Here is an 18,105-nt window from a genome sequence, read left to right as displayed (position 1 = left end):
ATGCCGAAGCCACCTGTGAACGCGAAAGCAAAAAATGCTAAAAAAAAGGGCAATAAAACAGCATCTCATTTTCCTAAAAAGTTGGTGCTGATTGGCTTTTTTATCGTTTTAATTTCTATTTTTGCTATTTTGTGGTCAAGTTTATTTAAAGCTTATCCTGTTGAAGGGAAAAAGCAGATGCTATCGATCACCTCAGGTGAAACCTATTCTGGTTTTATTGATCATTTAGCCAAAGACAACAAAATCCATTTCCCTATTGTACTTAAGCTTTATCAAAAGTTCATGATTCATGACAGCATGAAAGCTGGTGTGTATGAAATCGAACAGGGAATGAGCGTAAGGCAAGTATTAGAGATGTTGTCTAATGCGGATAATGCTCAGATGAACCGTGTTTTGGTGATTGAAGGTACGACCTTTAAACAGCTTATTACTGCTTTGAAAAATGATAAAAATGTAAAAAATACAATACTCGATCTACCTGATGATCAGCTCATGAAGGCGCTAGGAATTCCATATCATCATCCGGAAGGTTTATTTGCGCCTAACACTTATTTCTTTGCAAAAGGTGAGACTGATAAAAAAATCCTCACCGCTTTATATCATCATCAAATGAAAGCCTTAGATACTGCTTGGGTAAATCGTGCACCAAACTTACCTTATAAAGATAAGTATGAAGCTTTAATTATGGCTTCAATTGTTGAAAAAGAAACAAGTGTAGATAGTGAGCTTGGGCAAGTATCTGGTGTATTTGTGCGCCGTTTGAAAATTGGTATGCGTTTACAAACTGACCCAACCGTGATTTATGGAATGGGTGATAACTATAAAGGCAAGATTACTCGCGAAGACTTACGTACACCAACTGCATATAATACCTATACCATTAATGGTTTACCGCCGACACCAATTGCTTTACCTAGTCAAAAGGCAATTGAAGCAGCATTACATCCAGATGACTCAAATAATATTTATTTTGTGGCAACTGGTAATGGCGGTCATAAATTTACAGCAGATTTACAGGCTCATAATCAAGCGGTACAAGAGTACTTATCCGTGTTGAGATCGAAGAAATAAGGAAAAAAGATGTTTATTAGCTTTGAAGGCACGGAAGGGGTGGGTAAAACTACACTCATTCGAAAAATTCATCAGCATTTTGAAGAGCAAGGTAAACAAGTTGTTTTAACCCGTGAACCAGGTGGTACACCTTTAGCAGAACAAATACGTTCAATGCTTTTAGCGGTAAATCATGATGAAAATATGAGTCACGATACTGAACTACTCTTAATTTATGCGGCACGTGCGCAACACTTACAACAAGTGATTTTGCCGGCTCTAGAGTCTAGCAAAATTGTTTTAAGTGATCGCTTTACCGATGCAAGCTTTGCTTACCAATGTTCGGGTCGTGGTTTAAGCCAAGATAAATTACAGCTTTTAAATCAGAATTTTGTTTCACGTATGCCAAACGTGACTTTCTGGTTAGATGCACCGATTGAACTCGGTATGAACCGTGCACGTGAGCGTGGAGCTTTAGACCGTTTTGAACAAGAAAAGTTAAGTTTCTTTACTAAAGTTCGTGAAGGTTATGAGACCTTATGGAAAGCTGAGCCTGAACGTATTAAACGTTTAGATGCTACGCAAAGTCCTGATCAGGTTTTTGAGCAAGCCTTACAATATTTAGGATAAATAATAAAAGCCACTCTCATATTTGTGGGAGTGGTTAAAAAATAATGACAAATCTGCTTAAAAAGAACATAGAACATATTGAGCAATATTTTATGCTATTTTGAATACTGTTCTTAAATCGAAGAAAAACAAGGATGAAAAGTTCAAAAGAAGAAATTATAGCGTTTCTTGAAAAGGAATTTCCCCCAAGTCTTGAACATTGCACGATTGAATCAGTTACGCCTAAAGCAGCTGTCGTTTATTATCACGTAGATCAAAGACATCAACGCCCAGGCGGTACCATATCTGGACCTACCATGATGACTTTGGCAGACTTTGCTTTGTATATCGCAATACTCGGTGAAATTGGAATTGTTGGTTTGGCGGTAACGACGAATTTTAATATTAACTTTCTTAGAAAACCCGCAGGTGATAAAGATCTACGCAGCGAATGTAAGCTCATGAAAGTAGGGAAGAGTCTTGTCGTGGGTGAGGTATGGATTTATTCAGTTGGATTAGATGAACCAGTAGCACATGTAACCGCAACTTATTCAATTCCACCTAGACCATGAATATTAAATTCAAAAAAAGCACAGCAAGAGCTGTGCTTTTTTTATAAGAAGAACAGTTTAAATTTCGGTATTAACCAATGGTTGTTCTACTGCAAAAGTTGGAGGAGTTAAAACTGTTTTACGAATCTCTTTCGAAGTTTCTGGATAATCGAGCGTATAGTGTAGCCCACGTGATTCTTTGCGGTGCATGGCACAGCGAACAATCATCTCAGAAACGAGCACAAGATTACGCAGTTCAATCAGGTTTTTGCTAACACGGTAATCTTGATAATATTCAGTGATTTCACGCTTTAACATCTCTATACGGTGTAAGGCACGTTCTAAACGTTTCGTGGTTCTGACAATACCAACGTAGTTCCACATGGTCGAACGTAACTCATCCCAGTTTTGCAAAATCACCACATCTTCATCTGGGTTGGTTACTTGAGAGTCATCCCAAGTCGGTACTTCTGGTAATTTGAAGTTTTCATCAAACTTATTTTCGATGTCTTTTGCTGCACTCATGCCGTAAACAAAGCACTCAAGTAATGAGTTACTCGCCATACGGTTTGCACCATGTAAACCTGTATAAGAGGTTTCACCGATTGCATATAGACCTTCAATATCGGTCTGACTATTTGAGTCAACTACAACACCACCACATGTATAGTGAGCTGCTGGCACTACTGGAATCATGTCTTTGGTAATGTCGATACCTAACTCAAGCAATCGTGCATAAAGTGTAGGGAAGTGCTCTTTAATAAATTCAGGTGATTTGTGGGTAATATCTAACCATACATGACGAATACCGAGACGCTTGATTTCGTGGTCAATGGTACGTGCTACAATATCGCGAGGAGCCAACTCTGCACGATCATCAAAACGAAGCATAAAACGTTCGCCATCTGGCAAGCGTAAATAAGCACCTTCACCACGCATGGCTTCGGTAATTAAGAACGAACGCGCTTGTGGATGGTATAGGCAAGTTGGGTGGAACTGGTTAAATTCCATATTGGCTACACGGCAACCTGCGCGGTAAGCCATGGCAATGCCATCGCCTGTAGCAATATCTGGATTAGACGTATAAAGGTAAGCTTTCATCGCACCACCGCAAGCAAGTGCGGTGAATGGTGCAAGGAAAGTATGAACTTTTTCAGTGTTTTCATCTAAGGCATACAAACCAATAGCGCGATTTGCTTGATCTGTATGTCCCAATTTATGCGACGTGATTAAATCAATCGCAATGTAGTTTTCAAAAATAGTAATATTTTCGCGTTCTTTGGCACGTTCAACTAACGTGGTTGAAATAGCTTTACCAGTAGCATCAGCAGAATGGATAATGCGGCGCTGTGAGTGACCCCCTTCACGCGTTAAGTGAAGTTGCTCATCTTCATCTAAGGTGAACTGAACACCTTGCTCTAAAAGGAAATCAACAGAAGGGCGACCGCCTTCTACAGTATGTTGAACTGCATCTATTTCACATAAATGAGCACCTGCAATCATCGTGTCATTAATGTGTTGTTGAATAGAGTCAGTTTCATCAAGAACAGCAGCAACACCGCCTTGTGCATAGAAGGTACTTGCTTCAGTCAAAGCAGCTTTGGCTAAAACTGCAATATTAAAATGACTTGGTAACGATAAAGCCAGACTTAAACCAGCACCGCCACTGCCCACAATAATCACATCAAAGTGGTGAATTGTCTGTTGATTAGGCATGTCCATTCGCATCAATTTAAAACGTCCGCTAATGACACCCCTTTTTACCTAAAAAGGCAAGAGCTTAAGCGCTCTAAGTCACAGAAAAATTGCAATTACCTTAAAAAATTGCAATGTGTAAAATAAACGTGATCATGATGTCTTATAAGTAAACATATTGTTACGCACAATTCCAAAGCATTGTGATACAAAAGTTTTATTCTTATTTCTCGTAGACCAATTGTGGGTGAGCACCGAATGAAATCTCGCTATTTACAACAAGGAATGTATGCAGCGGTATTTACAGTTGCCGCTGTTCAGGCAAACGCTGCTGTTGATTTTTCAAACCTCGTTGAACAAGTTAGTCCAGCTGTGGTGAGTGTAAATGTCGTAAAAAAAATGACTCAGGATGAACTGTTACAACAGCAAGTTCCTGAAATTTTAAAACGTTTCTTTGGTAATCAGGTCATCATTCCACAGCAACAAGGTCCTCAAGAAAAAACCGCATACGGTAGTGCATTCTTTATTAGTAAAGATGGTTACTTACTCACAAACCATCATGTGATTGAAAATGCTTCCCGCATTAGTATTACTTTAAATGACCGTCGTGAGATTGATGCAACTGTGGTTGGTAGTGATGAACGTACCGATGTTGCATTATTAAAAGTGAATGGGAATAATTATCCAGCTTTAAAAGTGGGTAATGTTGACCGCTTACGAGTCGGTGAGCCTGTTTTAGCAATTGGTTCACCATTTGGTTTTGATTACTCAGCCTCAGCAGGTATTGTCAGTGCTAAATCACGAAATATGAGTGGTGAAACCTCTGTACCGTTTATTCAAACAGATGTGGCTTTAAACCCAGGTAACTCAGGTGGTCCATTGTTTAATCAAAACGGTGAAGTAGTCGGAGTAAACTCACGTATCTTTAGTGGTACTGGGGGTTATATGGGCTTGTCTTTCTCTATTCCAATCGATGTTGCGATGGATGTAGCTGAACAGCTTAAAACCAAAGGGAAGGTTACTCGTTCATACTTAGGCGTTATGATGCAAGATATTGATCGTAACCTTGCTGATGCCTACAAATTACCTAAACCAGAAGGCGCTCTTATCACACAAGTTACGCCAAATTCACCTGCTCAAAAAGCAGGGCTTAGAGCTGGTGATGTGATTTTAAAACTTAATGGAACTTCTGTACTACGCACAAGTGATTTGCTCTATGCTTTAAACAAAGTACAGCCAAATCAAACTGTTCAGTTTGAAGTATTACGTGATGATAAAACTCGTAATATTTCGGCAACTCTGGCAACCGCACCAGATGAAACACCAGCTACAGGTGCTCAGACTTCTGCCTCTAAAGGTCCGGTTTTAGGCATGAGTATTCGTGATTTAGCTGAGCCCGAGAAAAATGCATTGAGCGTAAAAGGTGGTATTTATGTTCAAGATGTTCGCCGTGGTGGACTAGCATCATTGTCAAATATTATTCCGGGTGATGTGATTATTCAGGTTAATAATACTCAAATTTTGAATAGCCAAGATTTTGCAAAAGTTGTTTCTAACTTACAAAAAAATACGGTTGCGCGTGTTGGAATTATTCGTCAAGGCCAACGTGCAATGCTTGGTTTGCGTATCCAGTAAAATGATTTAAAAATGAACCACCCTGAAAATGGGTGGTTTTTTATTATTTGTATTCGGCATAATGTTCGATCTAGCTAATTTAATTGTGGTTTTAGGTTTAATGATTAAAGTGGGTGTTTTGTGAGCAGTATTTTCGATTTGCATATTCAGGTTCAGCCACAGCATATTGATGCTTTGGGTCATGTTAACAATGTAATGTATGTCCAATGGATGCAAGATGTTGCTGCTGCTCATGTTGAAACATTAGGGGTAGGCGTAACCAAATACCTTGAGCTTAAACATGCAATGGTTGCTGTTGAGCATCATGTGCAATACCGTAAGGCTGCGTTTGAAGGCGAAGAAATTGTGCTGCGAACATGGCTAGATGATATCAATGCACTTTATTCATTTCGCCAGTATGTTTTTTATCGTCCCTCTGATCAGGCAGTCTTATTTGTTGGGAATACCAAATGGGCATGTATTGAAATTGAATCTGGCCGACCAAAACGGATGTCACCAACTTTTACACAAGCTTATAAGCCCCTCGATACAAGCATAAATCCTTTGGATTTTACTATTTCATATGTTCGTTAGTCGGAAGTATTACATGTGCTTTGAATTGTCATTTTTTAGAACATAAGTACAAAGCTCATGATTATTTTGGATACTTTAAAATATCCATCTGCTATAATCTCTCGCAATTTGTTAAACCGCTTTGGCTATGTATTAAAACAAGCTACATAGCACTTTATATTTTCTCAAGGTAGCCCATGGCGCAAGCTAAAAAATCCGTTGATATCAAAAATATCCGAAACTTCTCGATTATCGCTCATATTGATCATGGTAAGTCTACTTTAGCTGACCGTTTCATTCAGATGTGTGGTGGCCTACAAGATCGTGAGATGCAAGCTCAGGTCTTGGACTCAATGGAGCTTGAGCGCGAACGTGGGATTACCATTAAAGCAGCGTCTGTGACATTGTATTACACCCATCCAAATGGGCAGGAATATCAGCTTAATTTTATTGATACACCTGGGCACGTTGACTTCTCGTATGAAGTTTCTCGTTCATTAGCTGCATGTGAAGGTGCATTATTGGTTGTTGATGCTGCGCAAGGCGTAGAAGCACAATCAGTTGCAAACTGTTATACAGCTATTGAACAAGGTCTCGAAGTTCTTCCTATCTTGAATAAAATTGATTTACCGCAGGCTGAACCTGAACGTGTAATTCATGAAATTGAAGAAATTATCGGGATTGAAGCGACAGATGCACCGACTTGTTCAGCAAAAACAGGTTTAGGCGTTGAAGGTGTATTAGAGCGTTTAGTTGATGTTATTCCGGCACCAGAAGGTGACCGTGAAGCTCCACTTCAAGCGTTAATTATCGATTCATGGTTTGATAACTACTTAGGTGTAGTTTCTCTTGTCCGTATTAAACAAGGTCGTATCCGTAAGGGCGACAAAATGTTGGTTAAGTCGACAGGACAAACTCATCCGGTAACTTCTGTTGGTGTATTTAACCCTAAGCATACTGAAACAGATATTCTTGAAGCTGGTGAAGTAGGTTTTGTTATTGCAGGTATTAAAGACATTTTTGGTGCGCCAGTAGGTGATACGATTACACTTGCAACTACACCAGACGTTGCAACGTTACCGGGTTTCAAAAAGGTTAAACCGCAGGTTTATGCGGGTCTTTTCCCAATCGATTCAAGTGACTTTGAACCATTCCGCGAAGCATTACAGAAATTACAAATTAACGATTCTGCCTTGTTCTTTGAACCTGAAAGTTCAGATGCACTTGGTTTCGGTTTCCGCTGTGGTTTCTTGGGCATGTTGCATATGGAAATCGTACAAGAGCGTTTAGAGCGTGAGTACGATCTCGATTTAATTAGCTCTGCACCAACAGTAGTTTATGAAGCTGTTACCAAAAAAGGTGAGACGATCTATATCGATAGTCCATCTAAAATGCCAGATGGTTCAGTTGTTGAAGATTTACGTGAGCCAATTGCTGAATGTCACATTCTTGTGCCGCAAGAATACTTAGGTAATGTCATGACCTTATGTATTGAGCGTCGTGGTGTACAAAAAGACATGAAATTCTTAGGTAATCAAGTTTCGATTACTTTTGAAATTCCAATGGCTGAAGTCGTAATGGATTTCTTTGATAAGCTGAAATCATGTTCACGTGGTTTTGCATCGCTAGACTATAACTTCGTACGTTTTGAAAGTTCATCTTTAGTTAAGGTTGATGTGTTAATTAATAGTGAAAAGGTTGATGCCTTGGCTATGATTTGTCACCGTAATGATGCTCGTCATCGTGGTATTGCTCTAGTTGAAAAAATGAAAGACTTGATTCCACGTCAGATGTTTGATGTGGCAATTCAGGCTGCCATTGGTGCGCAAATTATTGCTCGTTCGACCGTTAAGGCGATGCGTAAAAACGTTCTAGCAAAATGTTACGGCGGTGACGTGTCTCGTAAGAAGAAATTACTTTCTAAACAAAAAGAAGGTAAGAAACGTATGAAACAAGTGGGTAGTGTAGAAATTCCACAAGAAGCGTTCTTAGCTGTTTTGAAAGTAGAAAGATAAAAGAAAGGGCTGGGATGAACTTATATTCTCCCAGCCATAAAGCAAGCAGCTAGGCTGCGAGTGAGGTCATGTGGATTTTGATTTTAATTTAATTCTTGTTCCAGTTACGCTGATTTTATTTGCAGTGTGGTTGCTAGATAAGCTCGTTTTTAAACAGCGTGCGAATAAAGGGCGAGAGAACGAAAATTTTGTTATTACATGGGCCTATGACTTTTGGCCAGTTTTAGCTGTTGTGCTTGTATTACGTTCATTCCTTTATGAACCATTTAACATTCCATCAGACTCTATGGTTCCAACTTTAGAGACTGGCGATTTTATTTTGGTTAACAAGTTTGACTATGGTGTTCGTTTACCTATCGTCAATAAAAAAGTGATTGATGTTGGTGAGCCTAAACGTGGTGATGTCATTGTATTTCGTTATCCACCTCAGCCGACTATTAGCTACATTAAACGTGTAATTGGTTTACCGGGTGATCATATTGTTTATGATCATGGGCAATTGATTATTAATGGTCAAAAAATTCCTAAAGTAGCAACTCAGTTTAGTCGTGAAAAAGATGCTTTAGATACACCTACGTCGATTTATCATAAAGAGACGATTGGTGATCATACCTTTACAATGCGTGAGCTTGAAGGCGTAAATGTTGCGCGTCAGGCACCTTTTATCAACTATGTTGATAATGGCAAATATTCGAACCAAGACGGTTTATATTGGGAAGTGACAGTTCCAAAAGGACATTACTTTGCAATGGGTGACAACCGCGATCAAAGTGCTGACAGTCGTTTCTGGGGCTTTGTTCCTGAAGAAAACTTAACAGGCCGAGCTTTCTATGTCTGGATGCATAAAGAACCTGGTTTCCACCTGCCAAGCTTTAACCGAAATGGAAAAATAGATTAAAAACAACCATTAGGAAAACAAAAATGCGTAAGGCACAACAGGGTACTTCGTATTTAGCAATTTTATTTGGGGTGGTCATATTTGCAATTGCGGCGAAAGCCGTACTTGCAGTTTGGCCAGCATATTGGGATGATCGTGTGATTAATAATCAGATTACTGAGCTTATGCAACAAAGCTCAGCTGATACCACACCCCAAAAGTTTATGACACAAATGGATCAACGATTGGAAATGAACAATATTCGTGATCTCCATTTTAAAGAGATTGCTGAAGTGTTTAACCAATCGGGTCTAATTGTCAAAAAGAAATATGAAGTAAGAAAACCATTCTTACTAAATATTGATTTAGTTTTAACATTTGAGAAGAGTTTTGACAAAACATCAGTTCAAACTAAGTGATCCTCGCTTACTCAGTCGGATCGGTTATCAATTTAAGCAGCCCGAATTGCTACAGTTAGCTTTGACTCATCGTTCGGTGAGTCATAGGTATAACTATGAACGTTTGGAGTTTTTAGGCGATTCGTTGTTGGGGATGATCATCGCCAATTATTTATATCATGCCTACCCACATGAAAATGAGGGGCGTTTAACGCGTATGCGTGCGACTCTGGTTCGCCAAGAAGCTTTAGGTAAAATTGCAACCGATTTGCAACTTAGTCGGTGTTTAATATTAAGCACGGGCGAATTGAAATCTGGTGGTCATCATCGTGAGTCAATATTGGCAGATACTGTAGAAGCGATTATTGGCGCAATATATCTTGATTGTAGTGACCTGAACCTACTCAACGATATTGTGTTAAAATGGTATGTACCTTATTTAGATCATATTGAGCCAACAGATCAACTCAAGGATCCAAAATCACGTTTACAAGAGTATCTACAAGCACGTAAAAAACCTCTCCCTGTTTACGAGGTTGTAGATATTCAGGGTGATGCACCTCATCAGCACTTTAAGGTCGAATGTTTAGTAGATGGTTTACCAAAGATTTATGGTGAGGGGTCAAGTCGTCGTTTTGCCGAGCAGGCAGCAGCGGCGGAAATTTTAAAGTTATTGGAGCAATAACCTGCATGTCGATGCATTCTGATCAAATCAATCCAGATTCAAATGAAAACCAAGATCCAAACAATCTGATTGATCAATTTTTTAGTTCCAAAGGCGTTACAATTCCTTCGGATTTTAAGAGCGGATTTGTGGCGATTGTGGGACGTCCAAATGTGGGTAAATCTACCCTCATGAACCATTTATTGGGTCAAAAACTCTCGATTACTTCGCGTAAACCTCAAACGACACGCCATAAAATTATTGGTATTGATTCACGTGAAAAAATGCAAGCGGTCTATGTAGATACACCGGGGATGCATAAGAAAGAAGTACGTGCAATCAATAAAATGATGAACCGTGCTGCGCATTCTGCACTACGTGACGTTAACTTAGTTTTATTTGTTATCGATGCTTATAAGTGGACTCAAAATGACGATTTAGTTCTTGAGAAACTCAAGAATGCTGAAATGCCAGTTATTTTGGTGATTAACAAAGCTGATACTTTTGAAGATAAAAGAGAGATTCTTCCTCTAATTCAAGAGCGTACTAAGCTTATGAATTTTGCTGAGATTGTTCCTGTTTCTGCTCTACGTGGAGCTAACTTGGAACATTTAAGTGAAACGATTGAAAAATATCTTCCTTATCAGCCACCACTGTATTCATTTGATCAAATTACGGACCGTTCTGAGCGCTTCTTGGCAAGTGAGATCATCCGTGAAAAAATCATGCGTCAGTTGGGCGAAGAGCTTCCATACGATTTAACAGTGCAAATTGAATCTTTCAAAACGGAAGAAGAAACTGTTAATGAGAAAACGGGACGATTAAAACCAGCTTGTACTTATATCGATGCAACTATTTTTGTGGATCGTGCTGGTCAAAAAGCAATCGTAATTGGTGAGAAAGGTGCCAAGCTTAAAACGATTGGTATGGATGCCCGTAAAGATATGGAAAAAATGTTCGAACAAAAGATCATGCTTACCTTATGGGTTAAGGTTAAAGGCGGTTGGTCTGATGATGAGCGTGCTTTAAAAAGTTTAGGATATAGTGATATCTAAGAAGCAGGGAATACTGGTATGAAAGCAATTACATCAATATTAGCTATTGTTGGATGTGCATTGATGTTGCAAGGTTGTGTGTACAAGCTTGTAACCGTACCAGTAGGTATTGCTTATAAAACAACTAAAGGTGTAGTGAAGGGTACAGCTGCTGTTGTAGGAGCTGTAATTCCTGATGGTGATGACGACGATAAGAAAGAAAAAGAATCTAAGGAATAGTTTCTTTTTATGATGCGCAATGAAATCCTGCATGGATATATGATTCATCATCGTAAATATCGTGAAAAAAGCCATATTGTGCATCTCTTCACTCAAGAGTATGGGCGAGTCGATGGTATTTTAAGACAAACTCCACCCCCTCAATATCAGCCTATCCGCTTACAAGCTACGGGTAAAAGTGAACTGAAAAATTTTACAAAGCTGGAAATATTAAATCAGCCAGTTTTCTTTTTTGGTGATGCTTTTTTCGCTGGTTTTTATTTAAATGAAATTGTTTTAAGACTTTGCCCTTTAGAAGAAGCAATGCCGCAAACATTTGAACAATATCAATTAACACTACTTCAACTACAAGAATTGTCTTCGCACGAAAACCCAGATCTCTTTCTTAGACAGATATTAAGACAGTTTGAACATGCCTTGCTTCCTGAGTTAGGTTACGCGATTGATTTTTCAGTTGATAGCTCCCAAAAAGAAATTTTGCCACATCAATTTTATCAATTTCAAGTGACTGAAGGCTTTGCTCCAGTCATTCAGGCAGGCCGTTCATCTCTGTCTGGAAAAGCAATTTTATCTATGTTGGACTATGAGCAAGGTCAGGATTTTTCTCACGAACAATTGCAATTATTAGGTAAACTATACCGTCAAATGATTACATCGCTTTTAGGAGATCGTCCCCTAAAAAGTCGACAATTGTGGATTCAAAACACTCAAACTCAATCGTAATTAGGATTTATTTATGGCTGCATTGCTTGGTGTAAACATAGACCATGTTGCTACTTTAAGACAGGCGCGCGGTACTACTTACCCAGATCCTGTAGAAGCTGCTCTCATTTGTGAACAAGCTGGCGCAGAGGGTATTACTTTGCATTTGCGTGAAGACCGTCGCCATATTCAAGATGATGACGTGCGTCGTATGCGTCCATTGTTAAAAACGCGTATGAATCTAGAGTTGGCTGTTACTGATGAAATGGTCGAGTTTGCAAAAGAAATTCAGCCACAGCATGTGTGCTTCGTTCCTGAAAAACGCCAAGAAGTGACAACGGAAGGTGGTTTGGATGTCGTAGCTAATTTTGAAAAAGTTAAGGCTGCAACTCAAGCTTTAGCTGCATTGGGTTGTGATGTATCTTTATTTATTGATGCAGATTTTGCTCAAATTGATGCGGCAATTGCATGTGGAGCACCTACGATTGAGTTACATACAGGTGCGTATGCAGATGCGGAAACAGAGCAAGACCAACAAGAAGAACTAGCACGTATCGTAAAAGGTGTCGAATACGCGGCAGCAAAAGGTTTAGTTGTAAATGCGGGTCATGGTCTCAATCTAAAAAATATTGCTCCAATTGCAGCGATTCCACAAATTCATGAGTTAAATATTGGTCACTCAATTATTGCTGAGAGTGTTTTTGTAGGTCTGGTACAGGCTGTTAAAGATATGAAAACAGCAATTCAGGCAGCAGGATAATTAGTAATGTCGAGTATCAATTATGATGAGTTAATGCAGCCTGTATTAGACTTCTTGGGGTGTCAAACCCCAAATGAATGGTTGGATGAGGCAATCAATAATTTAGATATCTTGATGCAAGATCATGCTAATTGTGAAAAGAAAGCTGCTAGTACAGCAATGAACTTAATGTTCCGCTATAGCTTCTTTCCTGACTTACAAGTAAAACTTGCTCAACTTGTACGAGAAGAAATGCTTCACTACGAACAAGTGCTTGAGCTTATGGCTAAGCGTGGTCAAGAGTGGACTGGTTTAAGTGCCGGACGTTATGCTGGTGGTCTACGTAAAGAGATTCGTACCTATGAACCTGAAGCTTTAATTGACGTACTTGTGGTAGGTGCTTTTGTTGAAGCGCGTTCATGCGAACGCTTTCATGCACTGGCTCCACGTGTAGATGATGAGTTAGGACGCTATTATCGTTATCTGCTTAAATCAGAATCACGTCATTTCGAAGACTATTTAGCTCTCGCACTCGATGTGGCCAAAACAGCAAAAATGAAAAATCCTAAAGAGGATATTCAGCAGCGTATTGAACATATTCGTGAGGTTGAAAAAAATCTGATATTAACATCAGATGATACTTTCCGTTTTCACAGTGGTGTTCCTGCGTAGTTTTTGACGGCTTTTGTTAAAAAAGTTTACCTTCCAAGGTAAACTTTTTTATTGGGTATAATTTATCTAGTAGGATCAAATAACTCTGCTTTTAGTTATTTAATGCATATAATTATTTAATAAATATATTTTTTATAGATTTTAATTTCTCTTAAAATTTTTAAAAAAACTTTTATTTTTTTAGCCTAATAATAAATATTGTGTAAATATAAAGGCTGATATGTTCATCATGAGTTCAACTAAAATAGTTGATTATTTCCAAGGATATAAGAATGTTAGCATTAGTTACAGGCGCATCGGCAGGTTTTGGTTATAGTATTTCAAAAAAGCTGATCGAGTTAGGCTATAACGTTATTGGATGTGGAAGACGGGCAGAAAAACTAGAAGAACTAAAACAACAACTGGGTGAAAAATTCTATCCATTAGTATTTGATATGACGGATACAGCAGAAAATATAAATAAGATATTTAAAGAGTTACCCAATGAATTTCAAATTGATCAAATTGACTTGCTTGTAAATAATGCAGGTTTGGCATTGGGTTTAGAGTCGGCAGATAAAGCAGAATTAGATGATTGGTACACGATGATTGATACCAATGTTAAAGGCCTTGTGACAGTTACCCGATTAATTTTACCAAGTATGGTAAACAAGAAATCTGGCTTAATTATTAATATGGGTTCAATTGCAGGTACATACCCATATCCGGGTGGTAATGTTTACGGTGCAACAAAGGCTTTTGTAGAGCAGTTTAGTCTAAATCTTCGTGCGGATTTGGCTGGTACAGGTGTGCGCGTGACTAACGTTGAACCAGGGCTGTGTGGGGGGACTGAATTTTCACTTGTACGTTTTAAAGGGGATCAAGATAAAGTGAGTAGTCTCTATGATAAGAAAAACCCAATTTTGCCTGAAGACATTGCAAATACGGTAGCTTGGATTGCATCTCAACCACCACATATCAATATTAACCGTATAGAAATGATGCCAACAACGCAGTCTTTTAATCCTTTAAAAGTGGTTGAAGTAGAAGAATGATTTAAGAAGAAAATATGTTGTTTAGAGTTAAGTTGTATCGTTAAACCTAACACATGCTCTAAGAAAAAATTAAATCCTCTATCAATAGATAGGGGATTTTTTGTAGTTATTGATAAATTTATGGCAAAAAAAAGCCCACTTTAATGCTGCGGGCTTTTTCGTATTTGGCTCTCCCACCTGGGCTCGAACCAGGGACCTGCGGATTAACAGTCCGTCGCTCTACCGACTGAGCTATGGGAGAATCTGCATGCGATTATAAGGAGATTTTGACAAGGGTCAAGTGAAAATCGTCATGTTTCCTTCATTTTTGTGTTGTATGCTTTTTATTTGATCAGGTTGGGTGGCAAACTCATAAATTACTTGCACTTTAAAAACTGAATTGCTAGATTCAAAAAAGAACAAGCGTTTGGAGAAATCCAAACAGTGTGGATTTAAACCAACTTGCCAGCACTAAAATGGCTAAATCGGAGATAAGTATGAAAACACTTACTATTGCCTCTATTTTTTCTAATTTTGATTTTTATCAACGTAATTATCTTAATATATTAAATCAACCTGAATCCTATTACACATGTGTAGAAGATGCGTGGATTGATGCTTTTCCATTTAAAAAGCAGAGATTGTACTTAGGTGATTTGCTACAACTCTGGTTTAGTTCAAAGTGGAATGTGCGTACTTCATTTAAAGTCTTAAAGTGTTCCAAATTGCTAGATCAATCGCAACCTCTTTATATTTTCCAGCTCGATGGCGAATTATTATTAGGTAAAAATAAAGTTTTGGCTTGGTCTACTCAGCATCGTGAGGTGGTCGAACTTCAACTTAAAAATATTTGGGCGCCATATGCGATTGCTCAAACTTGTGAACGTCCAATTATTCCTTACGTCATAAAAAAGGCAGCCGTTTAAAGCTGCCTTTATTCTTTATGGGCGAATAATCATGCAGGTTGCTGTCGCATAAGCATAAAGTTTACCTTCTTCATCGATAATTTTACCTTCGGAAATACCCAAGTTTTTACTTAAATTAATAACTTTACCTGTGGCAATTAAAGCCTGATTTTGGGGAATAGGGCGGCACATTTTTACATTAAGGTCGATGGTGCCATAACCCACACCTGCGGGTAACATCGTATGAACAGCGCAGCCTGTTACCGAGTCTAGGACTGTTGCAGCAAAGCCACCATGTACACCACCTAATGGATTTAAATGGTTGTGATCTGCTTGTGCTTTGAAAGTCACAGATCCTTCAGAAATTTCAGTAGGTTGCATTGGAATCGTTTTGCTTATACTGGCAGGTGGAATATGACCTTCAATCATGGCTTGTAAAAATTCGAGGCCTGTCATTTCCATAGGATTTTTCATTTTTGAGTCCTTCAGCAATTAAAGTTCTAAAATGGAACTTGATGTTAAATTAGGCGTTAAAATGCATATTGTCAAGTTAGCAAGTACAAGAAATATGGCTATTTTATAGTTTATAAACTTGTAAAATGTGGTTGAGTAGAATATTTTATAACCCTAAAAATATAAACTTCTTGTGGAAAATAATAATGAACGGTCAGTGTTTATGCGGTGAAACAATTTTTGAAGTTGAATTAAAAAATCATGATGTACATGCTTGCCATTGTTCGATGTGTCGTAGACAAACTAGTGGTGTCATTATGACAGTTGACGTGGTCAAAGGTAGCTTAAAGTTTATTCAGCAAAAGCATCTTAGCGTATTTAACTCTTCTGAATGGGGCGAAAGAGGCTTTTGTAATACTTGTGGAACAACAATTTTTTGGAGAACGAAAGATCAAAGCTACTGTAATATCAATGTATTTTCTTTAAATGAGCCAATAGAAGACTTGAATTTGGATATGGAAATTTTTATTGATTCAAAACCCGATTTTTATACTTTCCAAAATCAAACAAAAAAACTAACTGAGGCTGAGGTAGTCGCCTTGTTTAACCCAGAATAATTTTAATTATAAAAAAAGGCCTCAATTTTGAGGCCTTTTTTAATTTTACAAATTATTTAGCAGCTTTTTCTGCTTCAATTGAAGCGATCGCAGCGTCAACACCTTCAATCGATTCAGCAGCTTTTTTGATACGTGCTAACGCATCTACAAGTACTTCATCAGCTGTTGCATATGAAATACGCATGAAGCCGCCTAAACCAAATGCGTCACCAGGAACAACTGCTACGCCAGTTTCTTCAAGTAACCATTCAGAGAATTCTGTGCAAGACTTTAAGCCTTTTGCACGAATAAGAGGGCGAATGTTTGCATAAGCATAGAATGCACCATCAGCAGGTAAGCAAGAGATACCTTTGATGTCGTTTAAGCCGTTTACAACTAAGTCATGACGGCGTTTGAACGCTTCAATCATTGGTTCTAAAACATCTTGTGGACCATTCAATGCAGCTTCAGCAGCAACTTGTGAAATTGAAGTTGGGTTAGAAGTTGATTGAGACTGGATTTTTTTCATTGCACCAATGATTTTTGCTGGGCCGGCTGCATAGCCAATACGCCAACCAGTCATTGCATATGCCTTAGAAACACCATTTAAAACAATTGTGCGGTCATATAAATCTGGAGCAACAGTTGCAATGTTGTAGAACTCATCTTCCCAACGAATTGGTTCATACATGTCATCAGAAGCAACAAATACTTGTGGATGACGACGTAAAACTTCAGCTAAAGCTTCTAATTCAGCTTTACTATAAATCATACCTGTTGGGTTAGATGGGCTGTTTAATACCACTAAACGAGTGTTTGGTGTAATCGCAGCTTCTAATTGTTCAGGAGTGATTTTGAAGCGTTGGTCTTCACCACATTTCACAATAACTGGTGTACCTTCAGCAATAATCACCATATCTGGATAGCTTACCCAGAACGGTGCAGGAATGATCACTTCATCACCTTTATTTAATAATGCAAGTGCTAAGTTAAAGAAGCTTTGCTTACCACCACATGAAACTAAAATCTGGTTCGCTTGATAATCAAGATTATTATCACGCTTCAATTTAGCAATAATTGCTTTTTTTAACCCAGGAGTACCATCTACAGCCGTATATTTGGTGAAACCATTATTAATTGCTTCAATTGCAGCATCTTTAATGTGTTGAGGGGTATCAAAATCTGGCTCGCCAGCACCTAAACCAATCACATTCTTGCCAGCAGCTTTAAGCTCAGCAGCTTTGTTAGTTACAGCAAGTGTAGGGGACGGTTTGATAGCATTGACACGATCAGAAAGACGTACGTCCACGGCAATATTCCTCTTATGGGATTAAAAATAAAAAGCATACTATCTTATCGCAAAAATTAGGTAATTTGCGGATGCAGGTATTTTTAGATGTAAAAAAGTTTAATTTAAGAAAGATCTTGTTGCGCTTTTATTCAATTAAAGCTTTTTTGGAAAGAAAGGAGAAAAATACTTTATAATAGGCGGCAATCGAAATTTCGAGACTGAATTATGACTGAGCAACAGCCAAAACAGAAAAAGGCTTTGGTGAAATTGCCATTCCCAATGCCGAATGAAAGTAATCAAGCGGATGATGCTGTACACAACCAAGTGCGTCCGAAGCCAGAGCAATATGCTGATAGAACTTGGATGCCTCCTCGTGGTACTCGTCGCTCAATGGGTAAACGCTAATTTAAATAA

21 protein-coding genes, 1 tRNA gene and 1 pseudogene are annotated in these 18,105 nt (G+C 38.4%); 19 read left to right on the top strand and 4 right to left on the bottom strand.

The features are described 5' to 3' along the window. From mltG to ACLCEG_RS08470, 3 genes are all read left to right on the top strand, one after another. Nucleotides 1-1,071: an endolytic transglycosylase MltG gene (gene mltG, locus ACLCEG_RS08480; RefSeq protein WP_410567091.1), complete on the top strand. Its 1,071-nt coding sequence runs from the start codon at nucleotides 1-3 to the stop codon at nucleotides 1,069-1,071. A gap of 9 nt (nucleotides 1,072-1,080) precedes the next feature. Further along, entirely contained in the window at nucleotides 1,081-1,680 is a 600-nt protein-coding gene (gene tmk / locus ACLCEG_RS08475; RefSeq protein WP_004699949.1) for a dTMP kinase, read from the top strand. Nucleotides 1,681-1,814: 134 nt separating this feature from the next. Then, nucleotides 1,815-2,231, top strand: coding sequence for a PaaI family thioesterase (locus ACLCEG_RS08470; protein ID WP_004699951.1), 417 nt, complete (start codon nucleotides 1,815-1,817; stop codon nucleotides 2,229-2,231). Nucleotides 2,232-2,288: 57 nt separating this feature from the next. On the opposite strand, the gene nadB is transcribed toward ACLCEG_RS08470, so the two are convergent. Next, the gene (nadB, locus tag ACLCEG_RS08465) at nucleotides 2,289-3,932 is read right to left on the bottom strand and encodes an L-aspartate oxidase (protein ID WP_151740463.1); all 1,644 of its coding nucleotides are present in this window, start codon (nucleotides 3,930-3,932) and stop codon (nucleotides 2,289-2,291) included. Between the two features lie 231 nt (nucleotides 3,933-4,163). On the opposite strand from nadB, the gene ACLCEG_RS08460 reads away from it, so the two are divergent. The 12 genes from ACLCEG_RS08460 to ACLCEG_RS08405 all read left to right on the top strand — a co-directional run bounded on the left by ACLCEG_RS08460 (nucleotide 4,164) and on the right by ACLCEG_RS08405 (nucleotide 14,467). Then, complete coding sequence (locus ACLCEG_RS08460; protein WP_004699956.1) at nucleotides 4,164-5,540, top strand: Do family serine endopeptidase; 1,377 nt, start codon at nucleotides 4,164-4,166, stop codon at nucleotides 5,538-5,540. 120 nt (nucleotides 5,541-5,660) lie between these two features. Next, on the top strand, nucleotides 5,661-6,113 hold the full coding sequence (locus tag ACLCEG_RS08455; protein ID WP_077163142.1) for an acyl-CoA thioesterase: 453 nt from the start codon (nucleotides 5,661-5,663) through the stop codon (nucleotides 6,111-6,113). Nucleotides 6,114-6,289: 176 nt separating this feature from the next. Beyond that, complete coding sequence (gene lepA / locus ACLCEG_RS08450) at nucleotides 6,290-8,107, top strand: translation elongation factor 4 (protein ID WP_004699962.1); 1,818 nt, start codon at nucleotides 6,290-6,292, stop codon at nucleotides 8,105-8,107. Nucleotides 8,108-8,177: 70 nt separating this feature from the next. Then, nucleotides 8,178-9,005, top strand: coding sequence for a signal peptidase I (gene lepB / locus ACLCEG_RS08445; RefSeq protein ID WP_019457247.1), 828 nt, complete (start codon nucleotides 8,178-8,180; stop codon nucleotides 9,003-9,005). A gap of 23 nt (nucleotides 9,006-9,028) precedes the next feature. Further along, nucleotides 9,029-9,403 (top strand): DUF4845 domain-containing protein, encoded by a 375-nt coding sequence (locus ACLCEG_RS08440; RefSeq protein ID WP_019457246.1) that lies wholly within the window; start codon nucleotides 9,029-9,031, stop codon nucleotides 9,401-9,403. Then, nucleotides 9,375-10,067 carry a ribonuclease III gene (gene rnc, locus ACLCEG_RS08435; RefSeq protein ID WP_019457245.1) on the top strand — a complete coding sequence of 231 codons (693 nt, stop codon included), beginning with the start codon at nucleotides 9,375-9,377 and terminating at the stop codon, nucleotides 10,065-10,067. The genes ACLCEG_RS08440 and rnc overlap by 29 nt, the downstream gene beginning before the upstream one ends. Nucleotides 10,068-10,078: 11 nt before the next feature. Then, complete coding sequence (gene era, locus ACLCEG_RS08430; RefSeq protein WP_077163210.1) at nucleotides 10,079-11,101, top strand: GTPase Era; 1,023 nt, start codon at nucleotides 10,079-10,081, stop codon at nucleotides 11,099-11,101. An 18-nt stretch (nucleotides 11,102-11,119) separates the two neighbouring features. Then, nucleotides 11,120-11,320, top strand: a complete 201-nt coding sequence (locus ACLCEG_RS08425) for an NF038104 family lipoprotein (RefSeq protein ID WP_004699972.1) — start codon at nucleotides 11,120-11,122, stop codon at nucleotides 11,318-11,320. A gap of 9 nt (nucleotides 11,321-11,329) precedes the next feature. Next, nucleotides 11,330-12,043 (top strand): DNA repair protein RecO, encoded by a 714-nt coding sequence (gene recO, locus ACLCEG_RS08420; RefSeq protein WP_213034346.1) that lies wholly within the window; start codon nucleotides 11,330-11,332, stop codon nucleotides 12,041-12,043. A gap of 13 nt (nucleotides 12,044-12,056) precedes the next feature. Beyond that, nucleotides 12,057-12,782, top strand: coding sequence for a pyridoxine 5'-phosphate synthase (pdxJ, locus tag ACLCEG_RS08415; protein ID WP_004699978.1), 726 nt, complete (start codon nucleotides 12,057-12,059; stop codon nucleotides 12,780-12,782). Between the two features lie 6 nt (nucleotides 12,783-12,788). Next, entirely contained in the window at nucleotides 12,789-13,433 is a 645-nt protein-coding gene (locus ACLCEG_RS08410) for a tRNA-(ms[2]io[6]A)-hydroxylase (RefSeq protein ID WP_410567088.1), read from the top strand. Nucleotides 13,434-13,705: 272 nt separating this feature from the next. Beyond that, nucleotides 13,706-14,467, top strand: a complete 762-nt coding sequence (locus ACLCEG_RS08405; protein ID WP_019457242.1) for an SDR family NAD(P)-dependent oxidoreductase — start codon at nucleotides 13,706-13,708, stop codon at nucleotides 14,465-14,467. A 165-nt stretch (nucleotides 14,468-14,632) separates the two neighbouring features. On the opposite strand, the gene ACLCEG_RS08400 is transcribed toward ACLCEG_RS08405, so the two are convergent. After that, nucleotides 14,633-14,708 (bottom strand) — tRNA-Asn (locus tag ACLCEG_RS08400). A 49-nt stretch (nucleotides 14,709-14,757) separates the two neighbouring features. Here ACLCEG_RS08400 and ACLCEG_RS08395 point away from each other — a divergent pair. Further along, nucleotides 14,758-14,842 (top strand): annotated as a pseudogene (locus tag ACLCEG_RS08395) (hypothetical protein); the annotation flags it as partial. A gap of 101 nt (nucleotides 14,843-14,943) precedes the next feature. Further along, nucleotides 14,944-15,372 (top strand): hypothetical protein, encoded by a 429-nt coding sequence (locus ACLCEG_RS08390; RefSeq protein ID WP_410567086.1) that lies wholly within the window; start codon nucleotides 14,944-14,946, stop codon nucleotides 15,370-15,372. Nucleotides 15,373-15,387: 15 nt separating this feature from the next. Here the strand turns inward: ACLCEG_RS08390 and ACLCEG_RS08385 are convergent, their stop codons facing one another. Continuing rightward, nucleotides 15,388-15,825, bottom strand: coding sequence for a PaaI family thioesterase (locus ACLCEG_RS08385; RefSeq protein ID WP_002119022.1), 438 nt, complete (start codon nucleotides 15,823-15,825; stop codon nucleotides 15,388-15,390). Nucleotides 15,826-16,010: 185 nt separating this feature from the next. Between ACLCEG_RS08385 and ACLCEG_RS08380 the strand changes: the two genes are divergently transcribed. Then, complete coding sequence (locus ACLCEG_RS08380) at nucleotides 16,011-16,421, top strand: GFA family protein (RefSeq protein WP_019457669.1); 411 nt, start codon at nucleotides 16,011-16,013, stop codon at nucleotides 16,419-16,421. Nucleotides 16,422-16,473: 52 nt separating this feature from the next. On the opposite strand, the gene ACLCEG_RS08375 is transcribed toward ACLCEG_RS08380, so the two are convergent. Further along, nucleotides 16,474-17,709 carry a pyridoxal phosphate-dependent aminotransferase gene (locus ACLCEG_RS08375; protein ID WP_019457670.1) on the bottom strand — a complete coding sequence of 412 codons (1,236 nt, stop codon included), beginning with the start codon at nucleotides 17,707-17,709 and terminating at the stop codon, nucleotides 16,474-16,476. Nucleotides 17,710-17,916: 207 nt separating this feature from the next. On the opposite strand from ACLCEG_RS08375, the gene ACLCEG_RS08370 reads away from it, so the two are divergent. Next, complete coding sequence (locus tag ACLCEG_RS08370; protein WP_002118942.1) at nucleotides 17,917-18,096, top strand: hypothetical protein; 180 nt, start codon at nucleotides 17,917-17,919, stop codon at nucleotides 18,094-18,096. Nucleotides 18,097-18,105: the final 9 nt, after the last annotated feature.

It is taken from the genome of Acinetobacter sp. H1(2024) (assembly GCF_046557555.1).
GTDB lineage: Bacteria > Pseudomonadota > Gammaproteobacteria > Pseudomonadales > Moraxellaceae > Acinetobacter > Acinetobacter seifertii.
This window is presented reverse-complemented; position numbering and strand designations above follow the sequence as displayed.